Origin of the sequence: Chryseobacterium cupriresistens (assembly GCF_046614675.1) — a bacterium.
Lineage (GTDB): Bacteria > Bacteroidota > Bacteroidia > Flavobacteriales > Weeksellaceae > Chryseobacterium > Chryseobacterium cupriresistens.
The window spans coordinates 223,857-243,275 of record NZ_JBKKJT010000002.1; the positions used below are offsets into that span (position 1 = coordinate 223,857).

General features: G+C 36.5%; 21 protein-coding genes. 15 read left to right on the plus strand and 6 right to left on the minus strand.

Translation table 11 applies throughout. The features are described from left to right. Positions 1 to 2 precede the first annotated feature (2 nt). From ACLI50_RS06260 to ACLI50_RS06310, 11 genes are all read left to right on the plus strand, one after another. Positions 3 to 473, plus strand: a complete 471-nt coding sequence (locus ACLI50_RS06260) for a hypothetical protein (protein WP_411413382.1) — start codon at positions 3 to 5, stop codon at positions 471 to 473. A gap of 86 nt (positions 474 to 559) precedes the next feature. Beyond that, complete coding sequence (locus tag ACLI50_RS06265; RefSeq protein WP_411413383.1) at positions 560 to 1,051, plus strand: hypothetical protein; 492 nt, start codon at positions 560 to 562, stop codon at positions 1,049 to 1,051. A gap of 29 nt (positions 1,052 to 1,080) precedes the next feature. Next, complete coding sequence (locus ACLI50_RS06270) at positions 1,081 to 3,261, plus strand: TonB-dependent receptor (protein WP_411413384.1); 2,181 nt, start codon at positions 1,081 to 1,083, stop codon at positions 3,259 to 3,261. A gap of 206 nt (positions 3,262 to 3,467) precedes the next feature. Further along, positions 3,468 to 4,118, plus strand: coding sequence for a Crp/Fnr family transcriptional regulator (locus tag ACLI50_RS06275; RefSeq protein WP_411413385.1), 651 nt, complete (start codon positions 3,468 to 3,470; stop codon positions 4,116 to 4,118). 125 nt (positions 4,119 to 4,243) lie between these two features. After that, positions 4,244 to 5,086 (plus strand): DUF5777 family beta-barrel protein, encoded by an 843-nt coding sequence (locus ACLI50_RS06280; RefSeq protein ID WP_411413386.1) that lies wholly within the window; start codon positions 4,244 to 4,246, stop codon positions 5,084 to 5,086. Between the two features lies 1 nt (position 5,087). Continuing rightward, positions 5,088 to 5,435, plus strand: a complete 348-nt coding sequence (locus tag ACLI50_RS06285) for a hypothetical protein (RefSeq protein WP_411413387.1) — start codon at positions 5,088 to 5,090, stop codon at positions 5,433 to 5,435. Between the two features lie 11 nt (positions 5,436 to 5,446). Then, the gene (locus ACLI50_RS06290) at positions 5,447 to 5,992 is read left to right on the plus strand and encodes a YceI family protein (protein ID WP_411413388.1); all 546 of its coding nucleotides are present in this window, start codon (positions 5,447 to 5,449) and stop codon (positions 5,990 to 5,992) included. After that, positions 5,989 to 6,513, plus strand: coding sequence for an ankyrin repeat domain-containing protein (locus ACLI50_RS06295; protein ID WP_343640636.1), 525 nt, complete (start codon positions 5,989 to 5,991; stop codon positions 6,511 to 6,513). The genes ACLI50_RS06290 and ACLI50_RS06295 overlap by 4 nt, the downstream gene beginning before the upstream one ends. 1 nt (position 6,514) lies before the next feature. Continuing rightward, the gene (locus ACLI50_RS06300; protein ID WP_411413389.1) at positions 6,515 to 7,264 is read left to right on the plus strand and encodes a DOMON domain-containing protein; all 750 of its coding nucleotides are present in this window, start codon (positions 6,515 to 6,517) and stop codon (positions 7,262 to 7,264) included. A gap of 175 nt (positions 7,265 to 7,439) precedes the next feature. After that, positions 7,440 to 8,285: a GNAT family N-acetyltransferase gene (locus ACLI50_RS06305; RefSeq protein ID WP_411413390.1), complete on the plus strand. Its 846-nt coding sequence runs from the start codon at positions 7,440 to 7,442 to the stop codon at positions 8,283 to 8,285. A gap of 110 nt (positions 8,286 to 8,395) precedes the next feature. Continuing rightward, complete coding sequence (locus ACLI50_RS06310; protein WP_411413391.1) at positions 8,396 to 9,679, plus strand: alkaline phosphatase family protein; 1,284 nt, start codon at positions 8,396 to 8,398, stop codon at positions 9,677 to 9,679. 112 nt (positions 9,680 to 9,791) lie between these two features. On the opposite strand, the gene ACLI50_RS06315 is transcribed toward ACLI50_RS06310, so the two are convergent. Beyond that, entirely contained in the window at positions 9,792 to 10,670 is an 879-nt protein-coding gene (locus ACLI50_RS06315) for an NAD(P)H-binding protein (RefSeq protein WP_343640642.1), read from the minus strand. 81 nt (positions 10,671 to 10,751) lie between these two features. Between ACLI50_RS06315 and ACLI50_RS06320 the strand changes: the two genes are divergently transcribed. After that, a complete protein-coding gene (locus ACLI50_RS06320) occupies positions 10,752 to 11,180 on the plus strand; it encodes a winged helix-turn-helix transcriptional regulator (protein ID WP_411413392.1) in 429 nt (142 codons plus the stop codon). A gap of 52 nt (positions 11,181 to 11,232) precedes the next feature. Here ACLI50_RS06320 and ACLI50_RS06325 read toward each other — a convergent pair whose 3' ends face one another. Beyond that, positions 11,233 to 12,288, minus strand: coding sequence for an NAD(P)-dependent alcohol dehydrogenase (locus ACLI50_RS06325; RefSeq protein WP_110008202.1), 1,056 nt, complete (start codon positions 12,286 to 12,288; stop codon positions 11,233 to 11,235). A gap of 257 nt (positions 12,289 to 12,545) precedes the next feature. On the opposite strand from ACLI50_RS06325, the gene ACLI50_RS06330 reads away from it, so the two are divergent. From ACLI50_RS06330 to ACLI50_RS06340, 3 genes are all read left to right on the plus strand, one after another. Continuing rightward, positions 12,546 to 13,448: a helix-turn-helix domain-containing protein gene (locus tag ACLI50_RS06330; RefSeq protein ID WP_343640644.1), complete on the plus strand. Its 903-nt coding sequence runs from the start codon at positions 12,546 to 12,548 to the stop codon at positions 13,446 to 13,448. Between the two features lie 224 nt (positions 13,449 to 13,672). After that, positions 13,673 to 15,013 (plus strand): carboxylesterase family protein, encoded by a 1,341-nt coding sequence (locus ACLI50_RS06335; protein ID WP_411413393.1) that lies wholly within the window; start codon positions 13,673 to 13,675, stop codon positions 15,011 to 15,013. A 239-nt stretch (positions 15,014 to 15,252) separates the two neighbouring features. After that, positions 15,253 to 15,420, plus strand: coding sequence for a hypothetical protein (locus tag ACLI50_RS06340; protein ID WP_202841437.1), 168 nt, complete (start codon positions 15,253 to 15,255; stop codon positions 15,418 to 15,420). A 58-nt stretch (positions 15,421 to 15,478) separates the two neighbouring features. Here ACLI50_RS06340 and ACLI50_RS06345 read toward each other — a convergent pair whose 3' ends face one another. The 4 genes from ACLI50_RS06345 to ACLI50_RS06360 all read right to left on the minus strand — a co-directional run bounded on the left by ACLI50_RS06345 (position 15,479) and on the right by ACLI50_RS06360 (position 19,344). Beyond that, positions 15,479 to 16,951 (minus strand): alpha-amylase, encoded by a 1,473-nt coding sequence (locus ACLI50_RS06345; RefSeq protein ID WP_343640648.1) that lies wholly within the window; start codon positions 16,949 to 16,951, stop codon positions 15,479 to 15,481. A 44-nt stretch (positions 16,952 to 16,995) separates the two neighbouring features. Continuing rightward, the gene (gene dinB / locus ACLI50_RS06350; protein ID WP_343640650.1) at positions 16,996 to 18,093 is read right to left on the minus strand and encodes a DNA polymerase IV; all 1,098 of its coding nucleotides are present in this window, start codon (positions 18,091 to 18,093) and stop codon (positions 16,996 to 16,998) included. A 190-nt stretch (positions 18,094 to 18,283) separates the two neighbouring features. Then, positions 18,284 to 18,739: a GNAT family N-acetyltransferase gene (locus ACLI50_RS06355; protein WP_411413394.1), complete on the minus strand. Its 456-nt coding sequence runs from the start codon at positions 18,737 to 18,739 to the stop codon at positions 18,284 to 18,286. An 89-nt stretch (positions 18,740 to 18,828) separates the two neighbouring features. Then, positions 18,829 to 19,344, minus strand: a complete 516-nt coding sequence (locus ACLI50_RS06360) for a TlpA family protein disulfide reductase (protein ID WP_202841432.1) — start codon at positions 19,342 to 19,344, stop codon at positions 18,829 to 18,831. Positions 19,345 to 19,419 lie beyond the last annotated feature (75 nt).

Sequence of the window (19,419 nt, forward strand, 5' to 3'; positions counted from 1 at the left end):
AAATGAATAATCAATTATTTTTAACTGTGTTTTGGATGCTGGCTTCCTGCGGGATGCCGGTATCCTCTTTATATCAGGATAAGGCAATATCAGTCATCTCTGCTGAAAAAACAGAATGGACAGGAGGAAGATCGGGAGTAAAGGGAATCATGTATACCGTTAAATTTAAGAAAAATAATAACAGTATAGTTACGGTAAAAACGCTGAGAGCAGAAGGAAATACTATTCCGTTTAGTCAGGATAATGCCGGAAATACAATTATAGTAAGAGGCAATCTTCAGTATAAAAACGAAGATGAAACCAAAATGGCTGATCAGGTGCCGGCAGGAAAATCTGATGAAATTCCTGTTTCCCCCAAAAAAAATCCAAAAGACAATTGGATAGAATACAATGTACAAGGTTCCCAAACGCTGCACAGAATAAACATTTCAAAATTTATTGCAGTTGATTTTTCCGGTGAATCTGCTCCTTAATATCCAATTCTTTGTACAAAAAAATATTTTCTATTGTATTGTGCCTTTCTGTTATCATATTGTTCAATAATATGATATATTCCGGTATGACTTTTCTGAAAAAAGAATTGTATAAGAAAACACAATATAATATTACCAGGAATAAATTCAAGGATTCAGAAACCGTGTGCTTTACAGAAGCAGATATTGCAAATGTGCAGTGGAAAGAAAAGAAGGAATTTATTCTTAACGGATATTCTTATGACATCATCCAAATACGGATCATTAATGGAGAAAAAAAATTCTTCTGTTATAGGGATAAAAAAGATATAATCATCAATTCCCTGATTGATCTGTCAAAAATGCTGGCTGTACAAAATATAGATATGCACAAGCATATTAACTTCCCTCTGCATCATAAAAATGAATGTAAAACCTCTCTTTTTTTAGCGGTTATTTCTAGTAAAGAAGATGATGTTTCGGATCATTCAGATTTCAGAATACTCCCGGACTATAATTTTCCATCAGCAAATACATCCTATATATCCATTATTCCTCCTCCTCCTGAAATGTGTATCCATCAAAACAGATATAAATAGTATATTAATGGTAACACAAATTTTGAATAATGAAAAAATATATATGCATGGCAGCGGCGTTAGGCTGCATTATAGCGCATGCTCAGCAAAATCAGGAGGGGACAATTGACGAAGTGAATATCCTGGGAAGAAAAAAAATAAAACAGGAACGTGCGGAATTTAAAAGACATGGACAGTCAGTAGAAACTCTTTCCGAAGAAGACCTTAACAGAAATAATCCGGCAGCAATAGATCAGACTTTATCCACCATGGCGGGACTGCAGGTAGACAAAAGAACCAACTTTGGTGGGCAGAGACTTGTTGTGCGGGGATATGGAAATGACCAGAAATTCAACAATTGGGGAGTGAAAGCATACTGGAATAATATACCGTTAACTACAGCAGAAGGAATCACTGTTCTGGATGATATGGATTTTGCTTTTGTGAATAATGTAGAAGTTATTAAAGGTCCGGCAGCCACCATGTATGGAGGTGGAACAGGCGGAGCGGTTCGTTTTTATACAAGACCGGATTTTACAAAAGGAATTTCAGTTTCGGAAGATGTAATGTTGGGCGCTTTTAAAACCTTTCAGTCCAGAACACAGCTGAATGCTGCAGATGAAAACTACTCCGTAAATGCTGCATATGGACATCTTGAAACTGACGGTTACAGACCCAATGGAGGTGGATTAAAAAACTTTTTCAATGTCAATGGTACAGTGAAATTAAGCAAAAAAGATCAGTTAAGTTTCCTTGCAAGTCAGGCTTATTCGTACGAACACACTTCAGGACAGATCTCATACGATGATTACTATGCCGGAATCGATAACGGAAATGTTGCTTATATCAGAAAAAATGCCGGAACAAAAATAAAATCAACAAGAGTAGGATTGAGTAATACTGTAAGCCTTACTTCAAATTTAAAAAACTATACCACTCTGTTTTATTATAACGCAAATACAGAAAGTGTTTCTGCCGGAGCATACGGAGTGACGAGTTCCCCGAATGTAGGGCTGCGTTCCACTTTTACATTAAAGAACGGGTTTAAAGATTTTGAAAATAAGCTGGACTTTGGCGTAGAAATACAAAATTCTGTTTCCACTACTTCAAGTTATCGTTTTACAGGCTCAGAAACAAATCCACTGCAGACAACAGGAATGTCCGGAGCATCTTATTTTAAATATAATAATAATCAATCCACCTATTTTGTGATCGATTATCTGACATATAAGCCCTGGGGGCTTACTTTGCTCGCTGGACTTAGTGCCAACAGAACCAATTATGACAGGAAGGATCTTTATGCCTTACCAGATTTAGTTCCCGGACACAAAGATCAGTCTTTTAATAAAAAGTATGACATGGCTTATACGCCTCATTTTGCATTACAGAAAGAATGGAAACACCAGATCTTTAATCTAAGCTATAGTGAAGGATATAATACTCCTACCGCAGCTTCTTCGTTCATAACTGCTACCAACACTGTAAATGATGATTTAAAGCCTGAGCGTGCAAAAATGTTTGACTTCAGTGTACATGGCCTTTTACTGAATACAAAACTGGATTACCGCATTTCAGCATTCAGAATCGACTATTCCGATAAACTTGCACAGCTCCTTTTACCAGGTAATACAAGTGGGCAAACGTACTGGGCTAATACCGGAAGTCAGAAAAATACAGGCCTTGAGTTGAGTATAGGATATCAGTACAGAACAGAGAACTCATTTATTGAGAGAATTGTTCCTTTTGTAAATCTTTCTTATTACGATACAAAATATAAAGATTTTTCAATCTATGATCCCAAATATCAAGACCCTGTTACAGGGAAAATAGTAGGGAAACTAATGGTGTACGACTATAAGACAGTAGTAGGAGTACCAAGAAATAAGTACGCTGTAGGATTGGATATCTTTACCAAACCGGGATTTTATCTGGTGAATACATATAATTATCTTGGAAATGTTTATTCTGATTTTAACAATTCGAATCTGGTAAAAGGTTTCGGATTGCTTAATTCAAAATTAGGGTTTAAAAAATCATTCAATAAACTGGATCTGGACCTGTATGTGATGGGTAATAATCTTACCAGCCAGATTAATTATACATTTTTATTCTTAGGAAATAATATCAGCGATTCAGATAAAGGAAGTAACTACACAGTTCCTACAGATCTCAATCCGGGACCTGGAAAAGCCTATTTCTTTTACGGATTCAATGTGAAATACAGATTTTAAAATATACTTTTATATTCATAGATATCTTTTTACAGCAAAATGAAAATGCCACAGTTCATGACTGTGGTTTTTTATTGAATTATAAACATCACTGAAATTCATATTGGATTTGTCTAATTGTTAATTTTCTTTAATGAGGTGAAAATATGTAGTAAGCATATATCAATTTTATATCTTTGTTTAAGAAAAAGCAGAAAATATAAGATATGATTGATAACTCGTTCGCTGTAAGTAAATTTGGCTTTTTGGGTGCCGAATTTTTATCGGAGCTTGAAAAACATGCTGTTGCTGTTGATATAAAAGCAAAAACAGAGATCATAAGAGAAGGGCAGAAGAATAAATTTGTTCCTTTCCTCATAAAAGGCTCTATCAAAGTCTTTACCTTAAATGACGGAAGAGAACTGATCTACTATTATATCAAACCAAAAGATAGCTGTCTCATGACCTTTTCATCCATTCTGACAGATTATATCAGCAGGGTATATGCCATCGCAGAAGAAGATTCGGAAGCGATTCTTATTCCCGTTTCTGTCATGCACGAATGGCTTATAAGGTTTCCGGAAATTAATAAGCTCTTTTACCATGAATATGACCGAAGATTTTCAGAAGTGATGAATATGGTGAATGATGCTGTTTTCCATAAACTGGATAAAAGGGTTCTCAATTATATCAAACAACAGATTTCGTCCAAGGGAAACAATCCTATTAAGATCACCCATCGTGAAATTGCCAACAGTTTGGGGACTTCAAGAGAAGTGGTAAGCAGAGTTTTAAAAAAAATTGAAAGCGAAGGTGAAATTATGCAGACCAAAGAAGGAATAAAAGTTCCTGTAAATGAAAATGTTAGAACGGTCTAATTTTAATTGTTTGAAAAGTTTATTTCTATTATTGATAAAAACAATTTGACTGGTGACTTTTATCACCTATTTTTGAATTGAGAACTCAATAAGTTTGTCATATCATAATTTAATTCAAATTGTATATGACAAAAACTCTCTTATTTTTGTCAATGTTTTGTTCAGGTCTTGTCTTTGCACAGGAAGACCTGCTGAAAGATATTGACACGGTTAAAACCAATACAGAAACCTCACAACCTGCTTTCAAAGCCCTTCAGATTGTAACAGGACAATCTACAAAACTTGCAGCCAAAAAAGAATGGTACATTATCGTTGCCCATAGATTTGGTGATATAAGCGCTGGATTTAAAGACTTTTTCGGTCTTGATCATGCTTCCACCAAATTAGGTGTTATCTATGGTATTTCAGACGCAGTATCTGTAAGCCTTTCCAGAGAAACTAATATGAAAACATTTGAAGGAGCAGTGAAATACAGATTGATAAAACAAAGTGAAAACTTCCCGGTGGATATTATGGGGTATAACGTAATGGGAGCCAATACTGAACTGGATAAGGACACATATCCTCACCTTACATTCAGTGACAGGCTTTCTTATCTTACCCAGGCATTGATCTCAAGAAGATTCAGTGATAAGCTTTCAGTACAGCTTACACCTTCATTTGTTCATAAAAACCTTTATGAACCTACCATTGAAAACAAAAACCAGTTTATGGCAGGTTTGGGAGGACGCTATAAAATTTCAAAACGAGTTTCTGTGAATGCAGAATACTTTGTGAATTTTGACGATCACAGTTTTTATAAAAACCCTTTATCGTTGGGCGTAGATATAGAAACCGGAGGACATGTGTTCCAGCTTTTACTGACAAACTCCCAGATTAATTCTGATATCGGATATCTTACCAATGCCACAGGAGCATGGGGAAAGGGACATATTTTCTTTGGGTTTAATCTTTACAGAGTTTTTTAATATGAAAAAGTTAACATCCTTATTGATATTGTCGTCAGCAATCATACTAACGGCTTGTGACAGCAGAACTTACGAAGAGATTTCTGATAATACACCCATCACAGCACCTGTAAAATATACAGCAGATGTAAAACCAATTGTGGATAACAGCTGTACAGGCTGTCATTCTGCGGGAAGTTTTAAACCTCTCGTTACTTATGATCAGGTAAAGAATAATATAGACGGAATTCTGGACCGTATCCAAAGACCTAATGGCGATCCCGGGAAAATGCCTCAGGGAGGATCATTATCTGCCGCTCAGATCAATATTTTCATCAAATGGAAAGCTGACGGATTAAATGAAAATTAAAATAAATGATTATGAAAAAATTAGCATTATTAAGCGTATTACTTCTCTCTGCGGGGTACGCTTCGGCACAGAAATATAGCTCCAAAACAGGAAAAGTAACTTTTGAAGCATCAGTACCTCTGTTTGACGATATCTTTGCCCAGGATGATAATAATATTGTGATTCTGAATGCAGATAACGGTGAAATGGCATCTGTTTCAACCGTTAAAAACTTTCATTTTAAAACAAAATTAATGGAAGAGCATTTCAATGAAAGCTACGCTGAATCTGCAAAATATCCGAAAACCACTTTCAAAGGGAAAATTGTCAACTTTGATAAAACAAAGCTTACCACAAGTCCTCAGAAATATACCGTTCAGGGAACGCTAAACTTCCATGGGGTAGACAAGGCTGTTACTTCTTCTGCCACATTATACGCAAAAGACGGCAAAATCTATATGCAGGGTGGATTTGTAGCCAGGCCAGTAGATTATAAAGTGACCATTCCAAAAATGGTAACCAAGAAAGTGGCTGAAAATGTCAACATCGAATATAACTATGTAATGATAAAACAATGAGAAATATAATCTTAGTATTGGGACTGTTCCTGAGTTCATTGTTATCTGCTCAGGAAAAAGTGAAATCAATATTTGATATTGCCAGAAGCGGAACGGTTGCTGAAGTACAGGAACTGATGAAACAAAATCCGGATGTGATCAATCAGACCAATGAACACGGATTTTCACCCCTTATTCTGGCCTGTTACAGAGGAAATACAGACGTTGCCGATTTTCTGATTGAAAATGTAAAAGATGTCAATTACAAAAGCCGTGAAGGAACGGCATTGGCAGGTCTTGCGATTAAATACAACAAAGACCTTGTAGAACATCTGCTTAAGAAAAAAGCAGATCCCAATATTGCAGACGAAACAGGATATACTCCTTTATTCTGGGCTGTAAAATCCGGAAATAAAGATCTGGTAGAACAGCTGCTGAAATATAAAGCAGATAAAACAAAGAAAGATTCAATGGGAATGACCCCTTTCGAATATGCATTACAAACCAATAACAAGGAAATTATTAATCTTTTAAAAAATTGATATGAAAAAAACTCTACTAGCGCTAAGCGTACTTTTTGCCAATTTCGCATTGGCACAGTTTTCGTCAGGAACGGTAAACTTACCGGCAACTTCCATGACGGTGAAATTAGATACAACTCCTTCGGGAGTAACGATTACGGTAACTGGTGACAGCAACTCTATGATGGGAATAGGTTTTGGAACTACCGGGATGGCTGCGGGATCAGACGGATTTATTTATAACTCTTCTGCCAATAGAGACTATTCGTTCAATAATGTTCCTAATGCACCTTCGGCCGATGCATCTCAGGACTGGACAGAAACTTCGAACACTGTATCCGGATCTACAAGAACTGTAGTGGCAACAAGGTCACTTACAGGTGGAACAGGAGATTTTGCCATTGCCAATGCTGCCGGAACCATCAATATTTTCTATTCCCGTAAAAGTGGAGGAACTTCTTTAGGATATCATGATGCAGGAAGAGGATATGCAACATTGACGATGACAGCTGCCACTTTATCTACCAATGAAATTACAGCTGATAGCAAAAAGGTAAATCTATATCCTAATCCGGCAAAATCAACCGTTAATTTCAAAAATTCTGACAAAATAAAATCCGTTGATATCTACGAAGCAACAGGCAGAAAAGTATTGTCAATAAAACCGGATGGAGAAAGCATCAGTATTGAAAATCTGAAATCAGGAAGTTACTATCTTGAAATTCAGCTTAAAGATGGAAGTACATCTTATGAAAAACTGATCAAAGAATAATTTTTCAGAAAAAACACACCTCAATATTTTTTAAACAGATACCTCTGATTTTTCAGGGGTATCATTTTTTCTTAAAGTCCCAATTTCAGGGTGATTGCTTTAAAATTCTTATATTTGTATGTATCCTGATTCTTAATAAAGGAAAATTTTTTGACCTTATAATTTTTACGATCCTATGGAATTCAAAACCTTAGCTGATATCACAATAGATGAACTTTTATCAGTATTCAATTACTCATTTTCTGATTATGTTGTTCCTTTTCACTTGACAAAAGAAGTGCTTGTTTCAAAAATTGCAGCAGAAAAATTAGATCTGAGTTTGTCTGCCGGAGCATTTGAAGAGGGGAAACTGGTTGGCTTTATCCTTCAGTCTGAAAAAATTGAAAACGGGGAGAAAATTATTTACAATGGCGGTACAGGAGTAGTTCCGGAAAGCAGAGGCAAGGGATTGGTGAGAAAAATGTATGATTTTATCATTCCTGTTTTAAAGGATAGAAATGCCAATACCTTATTGCTTGAAGTGATTGAAGGAAATCAGCCTGCCATCAGAGCTTATGAAAATCTTGGGTTTACGATTGTACGAAGATTACTTTGCTTCAACGGAAGTATTCAGCAGGGAAAAGAAAATGCTGAGGTTTCTATTAAGGATTTGAAAGAATTTCAATGGGAGTTGTTATGTTCTTTCTGGGATATTGAACCTTCATGGCAGGGATCAGTTTTCGTATTGGAACCGATGCCTGAAAATTATGTGACTTTAGGTGCTTATGAAAGGGAAAAGCTCGTCGGATATATTGTTTATGGTCCTGCATCGAAAAAAGTATATCAGTTTGCTGTAGATAAGAATTACAGAAATAAGGGAATTGGTACAAAACTCTTTAATGCTATCAGAGAAAAAAATAACGGGCAGGCGATAGCGTTAAACAATGTGGATGATTCTTCAGAAAGTACAGATAAGTTTCTTAGCGAAAAAATAGGACTGAACAACTGGCTGTCACAATTTGAAATGAAAAGGTCTATTTAACAGCGATTAATTTTGATTCAAACAAAATAAGAGGTTTTAATATACTTTTAATCTCTTAAACTTTTCAGGGAGAAGGATAGGATGTAACTTTGCCGAAAATTTTTAAAATAATGAAGCGAGGAATCCATTTTTTACTGCTGCTCATTTCCTTTACGGCTTTTGCCCAGCAGGCCAATATTGATACTGCCCAGGTTGTAATACCAGAAAGACAAAACAGTACTGAAGCACAGTCGAAACCTTATGTGATTATGATATCAACGGATGGTTTCCGTTATGATTATGCTAAGAAATATAATGCTGAAAATCTTTTAAAACTGGCTAATGGCGGTGTAAAGGCTGAAGCAATGATTCCAAGCTATCCAAGTATTACTTTCCCCAACCACTGGAGTCTTATCACAGGGCTTTATCCTTCCCATCATGGCCTGATTGATAATTTTTTCTATGATTATAAGAGAAAAGAAGGATATGCGATGAGCAATAAGAAAAATGCTGAGGACGGAAGCTGGTATGGAGGAACTCCGCTTTGGGGGCTTGCTGAAAAACAGGGAATGGTGTCGGCCTCTTTAATGTGGGTAGGATCTGCCAGCGATGCAGGAGGGATGAGACCCACTTATTATTATCCATATCACGAAAAGTTCACACCTTCCGAAAAGGTAGAAAAAGTGGTAAACTGGCTGAAACTGCCTGAAGATAAAAGACCTCATTTTATTTCATTGTACTTCCCGGAAGTAGATGGGAGCGGGCATCATTTTGGTCCTGATGCGAAAGAAACGGAAACAGCTGTTCATCTGATAGATCAGGCTATTGGTGATCTTGTTCAGAAAGTAAATGGATTAGGATTGAAAAATGTCAACTTTGTTTTTGTTTCCGATCACGGGATGATTAAAGTAGACAGTGGTACACCTTTGGAAATTCCTGCTCTTCTTTTTGATAAAAACAGATTTGATTTTTATAATTCCCAGACTTTGTTGAGAATTTATGTTAAAAATCCGGATGAGGTAAAAGCAGTTTACAAAGAACTGAAGGCTAATAAAACGGATGATTACGAAGTATATCTTGATAAAAAACTTCCCAGATACCTTCACTTTGCAACAAGAGATGACCAGTACAACAGAATAGGACAGATTCTTCTGATTCCTAAAGCCCCAAAAATATTTCTGGAAAAAGGTAAGAAAACATCTGTTGGAAAACACGGCTATAACCCTAAAGTTGTACCGGAAATGAAAGCGGTTTTCTTTGCCTGGGGACCGGAATTTAAAAGCAATATGGTGATCTGCGAATTTGCGAACATCAATGTTTATCCATTGGTAGCTGAGGTTTTAGGATTAAAAATTGATCAGCCTATTGATGGAAAACTGAAAGTTTTAAAAAGAACTTTAAAAAACAAAAAATAGTATTGATTTAAAGATATTATAAAATAAATTCGGCGCACCAAAGGTGCGCCGAATTTACTTATAGCCAGCATTTTAATTCCAGTCCTGAACTTTTGTTTCAAGACAAAAGAAATTAAAATTGAGAAGCAAACTCCTTTGCAAAATCTTCTAATTTAACACTTCCTGTAATCGGGGAACCATGATCAATAAAATCTTTCTGTACAACACCGGTTCTTATTCCTCTTCCCATTTCAACATACAAATTAGCCATATCTTCAGGTAATCCCGCCTGAAGCATTCCGTTTAAAGAATCTTCATCAGAGAATTCTACCCATGGAAGTTCAGGTTTATTAACAGATGTTCCCAGAACCTTTGCAAAGTCAGAAGCTTTTCTTACATCACTTACAATATATCTGATGTTGTTAGCTTTTTCATCTTTTACCAATTCTTCAGCGGCAGCGTTGGCTATATCATTGGGATGTACTACAGGTACTTCAATATCTGCAGGATAATTTCCTCCAATGATTCCTGCATTTTGAATTAAAGGAATATCATTGAAAAAATTATTGTAAAAATATCCGGCTCTTAAAAAAGTAAAAGAAGTGTCTTCTACGTCATTATATATTTTTTCAATATTGTGAAGACCCGCAATAGGACCGTTTTCTACCGGAGATTCTGCACCTACACTGCTTAACATGACAGCTCTTTTTACATTCGTATTTTTCAAAGCTTCAGCATAATTTTTTCCTGCATTGGTCGTGTTTTCCACAATTTTATCCGGGCTGATCGCTGGAGGGGTCATCACAAAAACTGCATCCGCTCCATCAAATGTTTGTGTTAAAAAATCAACGTCTGTGATAGACCCAATGGCCGGAGTTGCACCCAGAGATTCAATATCCTGTTTTCTGGCATCGCTGCTGCTTACTATGGTAATATTGTGCCCGTCGGCAATTAATTTTTGTGCTAATGGTTTAGCTACATTTCCTAGTGATCCTGTGATTATAATTTTCATATGTAAATATTTTTTATTTCTGAGAACAAAGTTATATTTGTACTTACTTTTATACAAGTACTTACCCTAAAGTATGTAGATATGACAGCGATTAAAGAAAGTTCAACCATTCAGGAGAATAAAAAAACAGTGCAGGATTGTCCTGTAATGTACGTTATGGAAAGAATTGGAGGATTCTGGAAACCGATTATCCTGTTCAATCTTTCCACAGGAGAAAAAAGATACAGCGAATTGAAAAAAGCAATTCCTGCCGTAACAGAAAAAATGCTTATCCAGCATTTGAAACAGCTTGAAACAGACGGACTCATTATCAGAACAGCAAAACCTGTAGTGCCACCTCATGTGACCTATAAACTGAGTGAAGCAGGGAATGAACTGGCTCCAGTGATTGATGCCATGGCAGCATGGGCTTTTCAGGATATGGAAAGAAATGATAATAAATGTACTGAAGGAAACAGATATATAACGAATCAGGATCAGAATGCTTTTAGCCAAAATCTGAAAAAATAAAGCAGGCTCTTCGATCTGAAGAACCTGTTTCTGTTACTATTTTATAGAAGAATTATAAAGACTGCATATCAATAACGAAACGGTATTTTACATCGCTTTTAAGCATTCTTTCATATGCGTTGTTGATATCCTGCATTTTAATCAGTTCAATATCAGATACAATATTATGTTTTCCACAGAAATCTAACAGTTCCTGGGTTTCTGCAATACCTCCGATTAAAGATCCTGCTACAGAACGACGTTGGAAGATCATAGGTCTTGTACTTACCTGCGTTTCCTGGAATTCACCTACGAATCCTACGAGAACCAGAGTTCCGTTCAGAGAAAGAGTCTGCATATAAGGATTGATATCGTGTTCGTAAGGTACCGTATCAATGATAAGGTCGAATTTACCTTTTACAGCATCCATTTGAGAATCATCCGTAGAGATTACTACGTGATCTGCTCCAAGCTGTTTCGCATCATCCGTTTTTCCCGGAGTTCTTGAGAATAAAGTAACTTCTGCTCCCAGTCCTTTTGCTAGTTTGATAGCCATATGACCTAAACCGCCTAATCCTACAACGGCTACTTTTGAACCCGGACCAGCGTTCCAGTGTCTTAACGGTGACCATGTGGTAATTCCTGCGCACAGAAGGGGTGCTACTGCTGCCAGATCTAAATTTTCAGGAACACTTAAAACAAAATGTTCATCAACAACTACTTTTTGAGAATATCCTCCAAAAGTATGACCTCCAAGGTGCTTATCTTTTCCGTTATAAGTCCCTGTAAATCCATTCTGGCAATATTGCTCCAGATCGTGCTGACAACTGTCGCAATGTCCGCATGAATCCACCATGCATCCTACTGCCGCCAGATCTCCTGCTTTAAATTTGGAAACCTCACTTCCTACTTTGGTAATTCTTCCAACAATTTCATGTCCCGGAACTACAGGATATAAAGATCCGCCCCAGTCATTTCTGGCTGTATGAAGGTCAGAGTGGCATACCCCGCAGTATAGGATTTCAATCTCTACATCTTTTGAGGTGACTTCTCTTCTTTCAATATTCATTTCTTTCAGATCTGCTGTGGTAGACTCTGCACCATAAGCTTTTACTGTTATTGTACTCATTTTTATATTTAGTTTATTTAGGGTTATAAATTATGATATTCAATATGAACCTATGCTGTTCCTTAAGAGAACTAATCCGGAAAAGCTTTTCCCTTTTTGAGGAATGTCCGTATTAAAAGTTTCTATAACGATACAAAAGTCGAAACTTTCCTGTAAACAAAACTTATACAGATTACCGAATTACTTACCAATTTTACAGGCACCATTTCAGTTACAAATGAAAGTGGTAATTTTGAATAGCAATAAAAATATACTTCATGGAAAATCAGAAGGTTGAAATCTACAACAGTGTTTCGGAATACAATAAAATGGCCAATCATGAAACCCTGCATCCGCTGGTGAGTATTATTGATTTTTCCAAATCTGATCCTATCTGCCAGCACCAAAGAAAATTCGGGTTTTATACCGTTTTTCTGAAAGATGTAATGTGCGGAGATATGCAGTATGGGAAACACAGCTACGATTATCAGGAAGGAACTTTAGTTTTTATTGCTCCCGGACAGACGTATGGAATTTATAATAATGACAGATTTATCCAGCCTGCAGGTTTTGCCCTTATTTTTCATCCTGATTTAATTAAAGGAACCAACTTAGGGAAGAATATGAAAGACTATTCCTTCTTCTCTTATGATGTACATGAAGCGCTTCATCTTTCAGAAAAAGAAAGAGAAGTGGTGCTGGATTGCTTTAAAAATATTAAACTGGAGCTGGAACAGGCTATTGATAAACATAGTAAATCTTTAATTGTTAATAATATTGAACTCTTTCTGAACTACTGTATGCGTTTTTACGACCGGCAATTCATTACAAGAGATCATATCAATCAGGGTGTCATAGGTAAATTTGAAAATCTGGTGGATGATTATTTAAAATCTGAAAATCCGAAGAATATAGGTTTTCCTATGGTGAACTATTTTGCGGAAAAGCTAAATCTTTCTGCCAATTATTTCGGAGATCTGATCAAAAAAGAACTGGGAATCTCAGCTCAGGAGTTTATCCACAATAAACTGATTGATATAGCTAAAGAACAGATTCTGGATCAGGGAAAAACAATAAGCGAAATTTCTTATGATCTGGGCTTTAAATATCCACAGCATTTTACAAGGCTGTTCAAAACCAAAGTAGGAATTTCACCCAGCGAATATAAAACCCTGAACTAGTTTTTTAACACGAATAACACTAATTTTTTTACGAATTACACAATAATGGTTTGTGAATATTTGTGCCTGCATTTGTGGAATTAGTGGTTAAATTATTTTTAACACGAATAACGCTAATCTTTTCACCAATGACACCATAATTATTAGTGAATATTTGTGTACTCATTTGTGAAATTTGTGTTTAAATAATTAAATTTAAAGAGAAAAGTTTTCACAGTTTTAAGATGACACCAAATCACCAAGACACTACTGTTTTTAATACCAGATTCGGGAGAATTACAGCTCTAAAAGAACAAGGAGTTATAAGGCTTAAAAGTATCCGATACGCCCATTCTGAAAGATTTAAAAAACCAGTCGCCATAGAAGCCTCTTTATCTTCAAACATTATTTCTCCGGAAAAAACTCCGGTGTGCCCGCAGGCTTTAAGTCCGCTTGTAGAAAAAATGATCGGAGCGGCACCTGTTGAAAGTTTTGAAGCAGATGAATCTACCCAGTATCTTTCCATAACCCGGCCGCAAATTATATCTGAAAATGAAAAACTTCCTGTGGTGGTCTGGATCCATGGAGGCTCTCATGAAATAGGCTGTGGAGATCTGGCTACAGCCGATCCTGCCGAATGGGTAAAAGAACAGCATATTATCGTTGTGAGTGTTTCATATCGTCTGGGATTATTTGGTTTTTTAGGGGGAGATGAGAAAAGACCTGCCAATCTTGGATTGCTGGATATCATCGAAGCATTAAGGTGGATCAGAAACAATATAGCAGATCTGGGGGGCGATCAAAATAATATTACCCTTCTCGGGCAGTCTTCAGGAGGCGATGCTATTGCTCATTTAATGATTTCGGAAGGTGTGGAAGGCTTATTCCAGCGTGTGATTATTCAAAGTGCTCCCTTGGGATTACGTCATAAAAGACAAAAAATGTCTGCAGAATTTCTGAAAAAAACAGAAGTGCTGAAAGAGGAAACCGATGTTTTAAAAATGATGGATGAGTACAAAGCATGTGTGCCTTCCGTAATAAAATATGGGTTGAAAGCTGCGATGCCTTTCGGAACTCAATACGGACATTTTCCTTTGTGTAAAGAAGAAGATTCTGTGGAAATGTGGAAAAAAAATGCTCAGAAATTTGATGTCCTGATTGGTTTAAATAATGATGAAACGGCATTCTATCTTAAAACCTCAGAAGCTTTAAATAAATATTTCGGAAAAGGATTAGGTTTAAAAATCATGGATAAAACGGTTGAAAAAACTACAGCATTGATCTATGGAAATCCGGCAAGACAGTTTGCCCGGAATCTGGCGGATGCCGGTGGAAATGTCTATCTATTCAGAATTCATTCAAAACTGAAAGACAATCATATCGGAGCACCGCATTGTATTGATCTTCCTTTAATTTTCGGAAATGAATCAGCCTGGAAATCTTCCGAATTGCTGAAAGATATTCCATGGAGTCGTATTCATGAGAATGGTAAAAAACTGAGAGCGCTCTGGGCTGAATTTGCCAGAACCGGAAAAATTGCTGATACCTCAGAAAGACCGGAAATCCTGGAGCTTCAAAAGATGTAACTAGAGATCAAACTCATCTAATCTTAACAAATACCCCAACTGAAGACGTAAACATTCCCCTCCCTCGAAGGGGTGGCGAAAATTCAAAGAATTTTTGACGGGGTGGTTCATCATATTCTCAATATTTATCTTTAATAATGAAAATTGTATATACTAAATCAGGTAGTTAGTATTAAATGTTTATTCATAATTGTAATTTTTAATGTATATTTATTATCTAAACCATAAAAATAATAATTATGAAAACAAACAGAAACTTCAAAGTAAGAAAACTGAACCGTCTGGAATTAAAGAGTTTAAAAGCCGGAGATATCAACAGGGACAGAGTATGCTGTACTTCCAACGAAGAAGGGTATTGCTGTGAATGGGCTATAGATGTTTGGAATTGCAGATATATTTACTGCTAAATCTTAAAGACCCCTGTCAAGGTTTGAAACCTTGACAGGGGTTTCTGATAAATTAATCTTATTCAGGAATCCAGACACTTACATTTCCTGCCGGAGCAGGAAAATCTCCCCAGCCGTTTTCATCAATAATTACTTTTTCTTCGAATCTTTTCAGCAGGTCTTTAAACTTTTTTCCGGCATAAAGTTTTCCTACTTCCATAGGCTTATTGTAGGCATCTTTATTACTTAAAACGACTGCACATCCGCTATGTTTGTCATCTCCTGTACGAACCCATCCAAGACAGTTGGCATCCTCAAAATAATCATGCTGATCACCATAGGCGTGTTCTTTTCTGGCTTTTAATAATTCTTCAATTCCATCAATTTTAGGCATGAATATTTCCTGATCGTTGCCCTCTCTGTCTTTATCCGTATAATGAGCACCATAAAGATCCGGATAGAAAACACATGGATAACCGTCTTTTCTCAATAAAATAAGAGCATAGGCAAGTGGCTTGAACCATGGCTCTACAGGAGCTTCAAGATCCTGTAAAGGCTGCGTATCATGATTGGCTACCAAACTTACTGAATGTAGGGGATCTGCCTGGGTAAGGGTTTCATCAAAAATTCTTCTTAGGTCATACGAAGCGCCTTCCCGTGATGCTGTATGAAAGTTATTCTGTAATGAACTGTCAAAAAGGCTCATACAGCCTTCTGTCACTTCAATATACTTTTGAAGTAAATGTAAATATCCCGGAGCCCAGTATTCGCCTACGGCAAAAATATTTTTCCCGGAATTGGAACGAAGCAGAGTGAGCCATTCTTTGTAGAAATCAAATGAAATGTGCTTTAAAGCATCCAGTCTCACGCCGTCAAAACCTGTCTGGTCGAAATACCATTTTGCCCAATGGTTGAGTTCTTCCCGTACAAAAGGATTCCGGTGCTCAATGTCATTATACATCAGGTAATCATAATTTCCTTTTTCATCATCAATCATTTCCTCCCAGTCATTTCCATATTCGGATTGGATTTTAAAGATATGAGAGTCCATACCCTCGGCATAATCCACACCGCTGAAGCAGGTGAAGTTCCATTCAAAATCAGAATACTTTTTTCCTCTTCCGGGAAACGTAAATTTCGTATAAGATTCTATTTCGATGACATCGGAAATCACTTTTTCCCTGTTTTCCTCATCTACTTTTACGACTTTAAATTTTTCAAGCTCATCACCTCCGGCTTTATGTCCCAGAACAATATCTACAATGACTTGTATATTTTGTTTCTTTAAGGCTTTGATAGCTTTTATATAATCGTTTTTAGTGCCGTATTTGGTAGGAATAGTTCCCTTCTGGTCAAATTCTCCGAGATCATACAGATCATAGGCATCATAACCAATCGAGTAACCGCCATTTGTTCCTTTATAGGCTGGAGGAAACCATACAGAAGTAATTCCAAGTTTTGCCAGATATTTTGCCTGTTTTTCGGCTTCTTTCCACAACTTTCCGTCTCCTTCAGAATACCAGTGAAAAAACTGAATCATGGTTGGGTTCATAAATTTGCTGATTTGATTGATACAAGATAGCAAAAAAATATGACCTATTCATTTTCAAATTCCTCAAACGGGATTTTTAGTTGAACGGAAACCTGTTTCTTTTCTTCCGTATTCAGGTGGGAAAGAGACAATCCGAGCAGCCGGACAGCTTTATCAAAAGGGCGAAGCTCCCAGAGTTTTCTTCCGGTGTTGTAGTATTGTTCCGGTGAGGAGAAATAATCTTCTTTCGTAATGCTTCTTGTAAAAAGAGAAAAATCTTTATATTTTATTTTTAATGTTAAAGTTCTTCCGAGAATATTATTTTTCTGTAGTCTCTGATGAATTTCTTCAGCCAGGCTCTCCAGCTTTTCATTGATCTGCTGTTCATCAAGAAGATCCTCAAAAAAAGTTCTTTCTACGGCTACACTTTTCTGAATCCGGTGAGGTTTCACTTCGGATGTATGGATTCCGCGAACCACATTATAATAATGCTGGCCGGATTTTCCAAAAAGCCTTATCAGATCTTCAAGTGATCTCTTTTTTAAATCTTTTCCTTTATAAATTCCTAAACTAAACATTTTGTTAGCCGTAACCTTTCCAACCCCATAAAATTTTTCTACGGGCAATTCTTCCAGGAATTGTTCCATTTTATCAGGATGAATGGTTTTCTGGCCATTAGGTTTATTGATGTCAGAAGCAACTTTAGCCAGAAACTTATTCACTGAAATTCCTGCAGAAGCTGTTAATCCTGTCTGTTCAAAAATTTTCTGGCGGATTTCTTTGGCGATGAGGTTGGCAGATTCCATTCCTTTTTTATTTTCGGTGACATCCAGATAGGCTTCATCCAGAGAAAGTGGCTCTACCAGATCGGTATACTCGTAAAAAATTTCCCGGATCTTTTTCGAGATTTCTTTATATCGGGCAAAGCGGGGAGGAACAAAAATAAGCTGAGGGCATTTTTCTTTGGCTGTTTTACTGGGCATGGCAGAACGGACACCATATTTTCTGGCTTCATAGCTCGCGGCAGCGACAACGCCACGATGCTGTCCTCCTACTGCTATTGGCTTGCCTTTTAAGGTAGGATTATCATGCTGCTCTACAGAAGCATAGAATGCATCCATATCCACATGAATAATTTTACGAAGAGGCAAAGAAAAATCCATATACAAAGATATGGATTCCTTTATTGACGGTAATTTTTTTTAGAAGGGAAGTTTTTTATATGATGGAAGTGTGAAGCGGGAGGCTGGAAGTTAATGAGGACGATATAGAAATTGATGACCTGTTTATTGAAAATTAATTAAAAAATCACAGGCTATTCTTAGTGCATAAACTACTTCCAGCTTCCTGCCTTTAAGCCTTCAGTCTCATGGTAAGAAGATGAGGTTCAAAACCTGCCTTTTCATACGCTTTTATGGCAGATTCATTCTGAGCATATACGTCCAGTCTTACCTCATTGATTCCCCTTGATTTTGACCAGGAAATGAGTTCATCAGTAATGACTTTATTGATTCCTTTTCCCCTGTGTTCGGGCTTTACATACATAAAACCGAGATAGGCATATTCTTTAAACTGATAATAATCTTTTGCCGCTTTCTTAATCAGAGCATATCCTGATGCAATGATTTCATGATTCTCTTCAGCAACAATTACGGTTGCTTGCGGAGATTGTATTAAATGTTTTAAATCATAATAATGAATCTCTCCTTCAATCAATGTACTGTTGAACGGTCTTTCGGCAGTAACAACTCCCTGTTCAAATTCTAAAAGGATTGCTAAATCCTGCTCTGTGGCTTCTCTTGTAATCATGGTGCTATGGGTATAAAATTTGAAACCCACTGAAAGTTTTTGGTTTTCAATGAGTTTTTTTATGTTTTTTCGGATTAGATAAATAATAATTATTTTAAAAGCTTGTCTATGGTTTGTTGAAGTTCAGGGTCTTCAGGAGATATTGCATAATATTTTGCAATGGAAGATTTCTGATCAATCACCATATATCTCGGGATCCAGTTTAGATCTACATAATTATTGAAATCGTTCTTCCAGCCTGTAGAAAACCAATAGTTTTCTTTGTCTTTCATATCAAATCTTTCCAGACTTTTTTCAAACCCTTCTTTTGAACGGTCTAATGATAGAAATACAAAATCAATATTCTTGTTATTTTCTTCTAATTCTTTAGCTTTTGGAAGAGCATTTAAACAGTCTCTGCACCATCCGGCCCAGAAATCAATCACTAAAACTTTTCCTTTATGCTGATTCAGAATCTGCTGGATGGTAACGGTTTTTCCATTTTCATCTTCCAGCTTCTGCTGTAAAGCTTCTTTTGAAAATCCTGTTTTAAGGACAGCAGGTGCTTTTTGTGAATAACTTATCCCAAAAATACCCATCATAAAAATTAATATCAGCTTTTTCATTTCGTACAATTTCATGGGTACAAATCTAAACAATGAATTGGAATCTGAAACTGATTTCCGGTGAATTAGGAAAAA

Excerpts from the sequence above, each read along its gene's own strand:
- ACLI50_RS06330 (WP_343640644.1), top strand. The coding sequence starts at position 12,546 with ATGGAAAATCAGAAGGTTGAAATCTACAACAGTGTTTCGGAATACAAT.
- ACLI50_RS06315 (WP_343640642.1), bottom strand. The coding sequence starts at position 10,670 with ATGAAAATTATAATCACAGGATCACTAGGAAATGTAGCTAAACCATTA.
- ACLI50_RS06345 (WP_343640648.1), bottom strand. The coding sequence starts at position 16,951 with ATGAACCCAACCATGATTCAGTTTTTTCACTGGTATTCTGAAGGAGAC.
- ACLI50_RS06290 (WP_411413388.1), top strand. The coding sequence starts at position 5,447 with ATGAAAAAATTAGCATTATTAAGCGTATTACTTCTCTCTGCGGGGTAC.
- ACLI50_RS06310 (WP_411413391.1), top strand. The coding sequence starts at position 8,396 with ATGAAGCGAGGAATCCATTTTTTACTGCTGCTCATTTCCTTTACGGCT.
- ACLI50_RS06275 (WP_411413385.1), top strand. The coding sequence starts at position 3,468 with ATGATTGATAACTCGTTCGCTGTAAGTAAATTTGGCTTTTTGGGTGCC.
- ACLI50_RS06320 (WP_411413392.1), top strand. The coding sequence starts at position 10,752 with ATGACAGCGATTAAAGAAAGTTCAACCATTCAGGAGAATAAAAAAACA.
- ACLI50_RS06260 (WP_411413382.1), top strand. The coding sequence starts at position 3 with ATGAATAATCAATTATTTTTAACTGTGTTTTGGATGCTGGCTTCCTGC.
- ACLI50_RS06305 (WP_411413390.1), top strand. The coding sequence starts at position 7,440 with ATGGAATTCAAAACCTTAGCTGATATCACAATAGATGAACTTTTATCA.
- ACLI50_RS06300 (WP_411413389.1), top strand. The coding sequence starts at position 6,515 with ATGAAAAAAACTCTACTAGCGCTAAGCGTACTTTTTGCCAATTTCGCA.
- ACLI50_RS06295 (WP_343640636.1), top strand. The coding sequence starts at position 5,989 with ATGAGAAATATAATCTTAGTATTGGGACTGTTCCTGAGTTCATTGTTA.
- ACLI50_RS06360 (WP_202841432.1), bottom strand. The coding sequence starts at position 19,344 with ATGAAAAAGCTGATATTAATTTTTATGATGGGTATTTTTGGGATAAGT.
- ACLI50_RS06325 (WP_110008202.1), bottom strand. The coding sequence starts at position 12,288 with ATGAGTACAATAACAGTAAAAGCTTATGGTGCAGAGTCTACCACAGCA.
- ACLI50_RS06355 (WP_411413394.1), bottom strand. The coding sequence starts at position 18,739 with ATGATTACAAGAGAAGCCACAGAGCAGGATTTAGCAATCCTTTTAGAA.
- ACLI50_RS06280 (WP_411413386.1), top strand. The coding sequence starts at position 4,244 with ATGACAAAAACTCTCTTATTTTTGTCAATGTTTTGTTCAGGTCTTGTC.
- dinB (WP_343640650.1), bottom strand. The coding sequence starts at position 18,093 with ATGGATTTTTCTTTGCCTCTTCGTAAAATTATTCATGTGGATATGGAT.
- ACLI50_RS06340 (WP_202841437.1), top strand. The coding sequence starts at position 15,253 with ATGAAAACAAACAGAAACTTCAAAGTAAGAAAACTGAACCGTCTGGAA.
- ACLI50_RS06335 (WP_411413393.1), top strand. The coding sequence starts at position 13,673 with ATGACACCAAATCACCAAGACACTACTGTTTTTAATACCAGATTCGGG.
- ACLI50_RS06285 (WP_411413387.1), top strand. The coding sequence starts at position 5,088 with ATGAAAAAGTTAACATCCTTATTGATATTGTCGTCAGCAATCATACTA.
- ACLI50_RS06270 (WP_411413384.1), top strand. The coding sequence starts at position 1,081 with ATGAAAAAATATATATGCATGGCAGCGGCGTTAGGCTGCATTATAGCG.
- ACLI50_RS06265 (WP_411413383.1), top strand. The coding sequence starts at position 560 with ATGACTTTTCTGAAAAAAGAATTGTATAAGAAAACACAATATAATATT.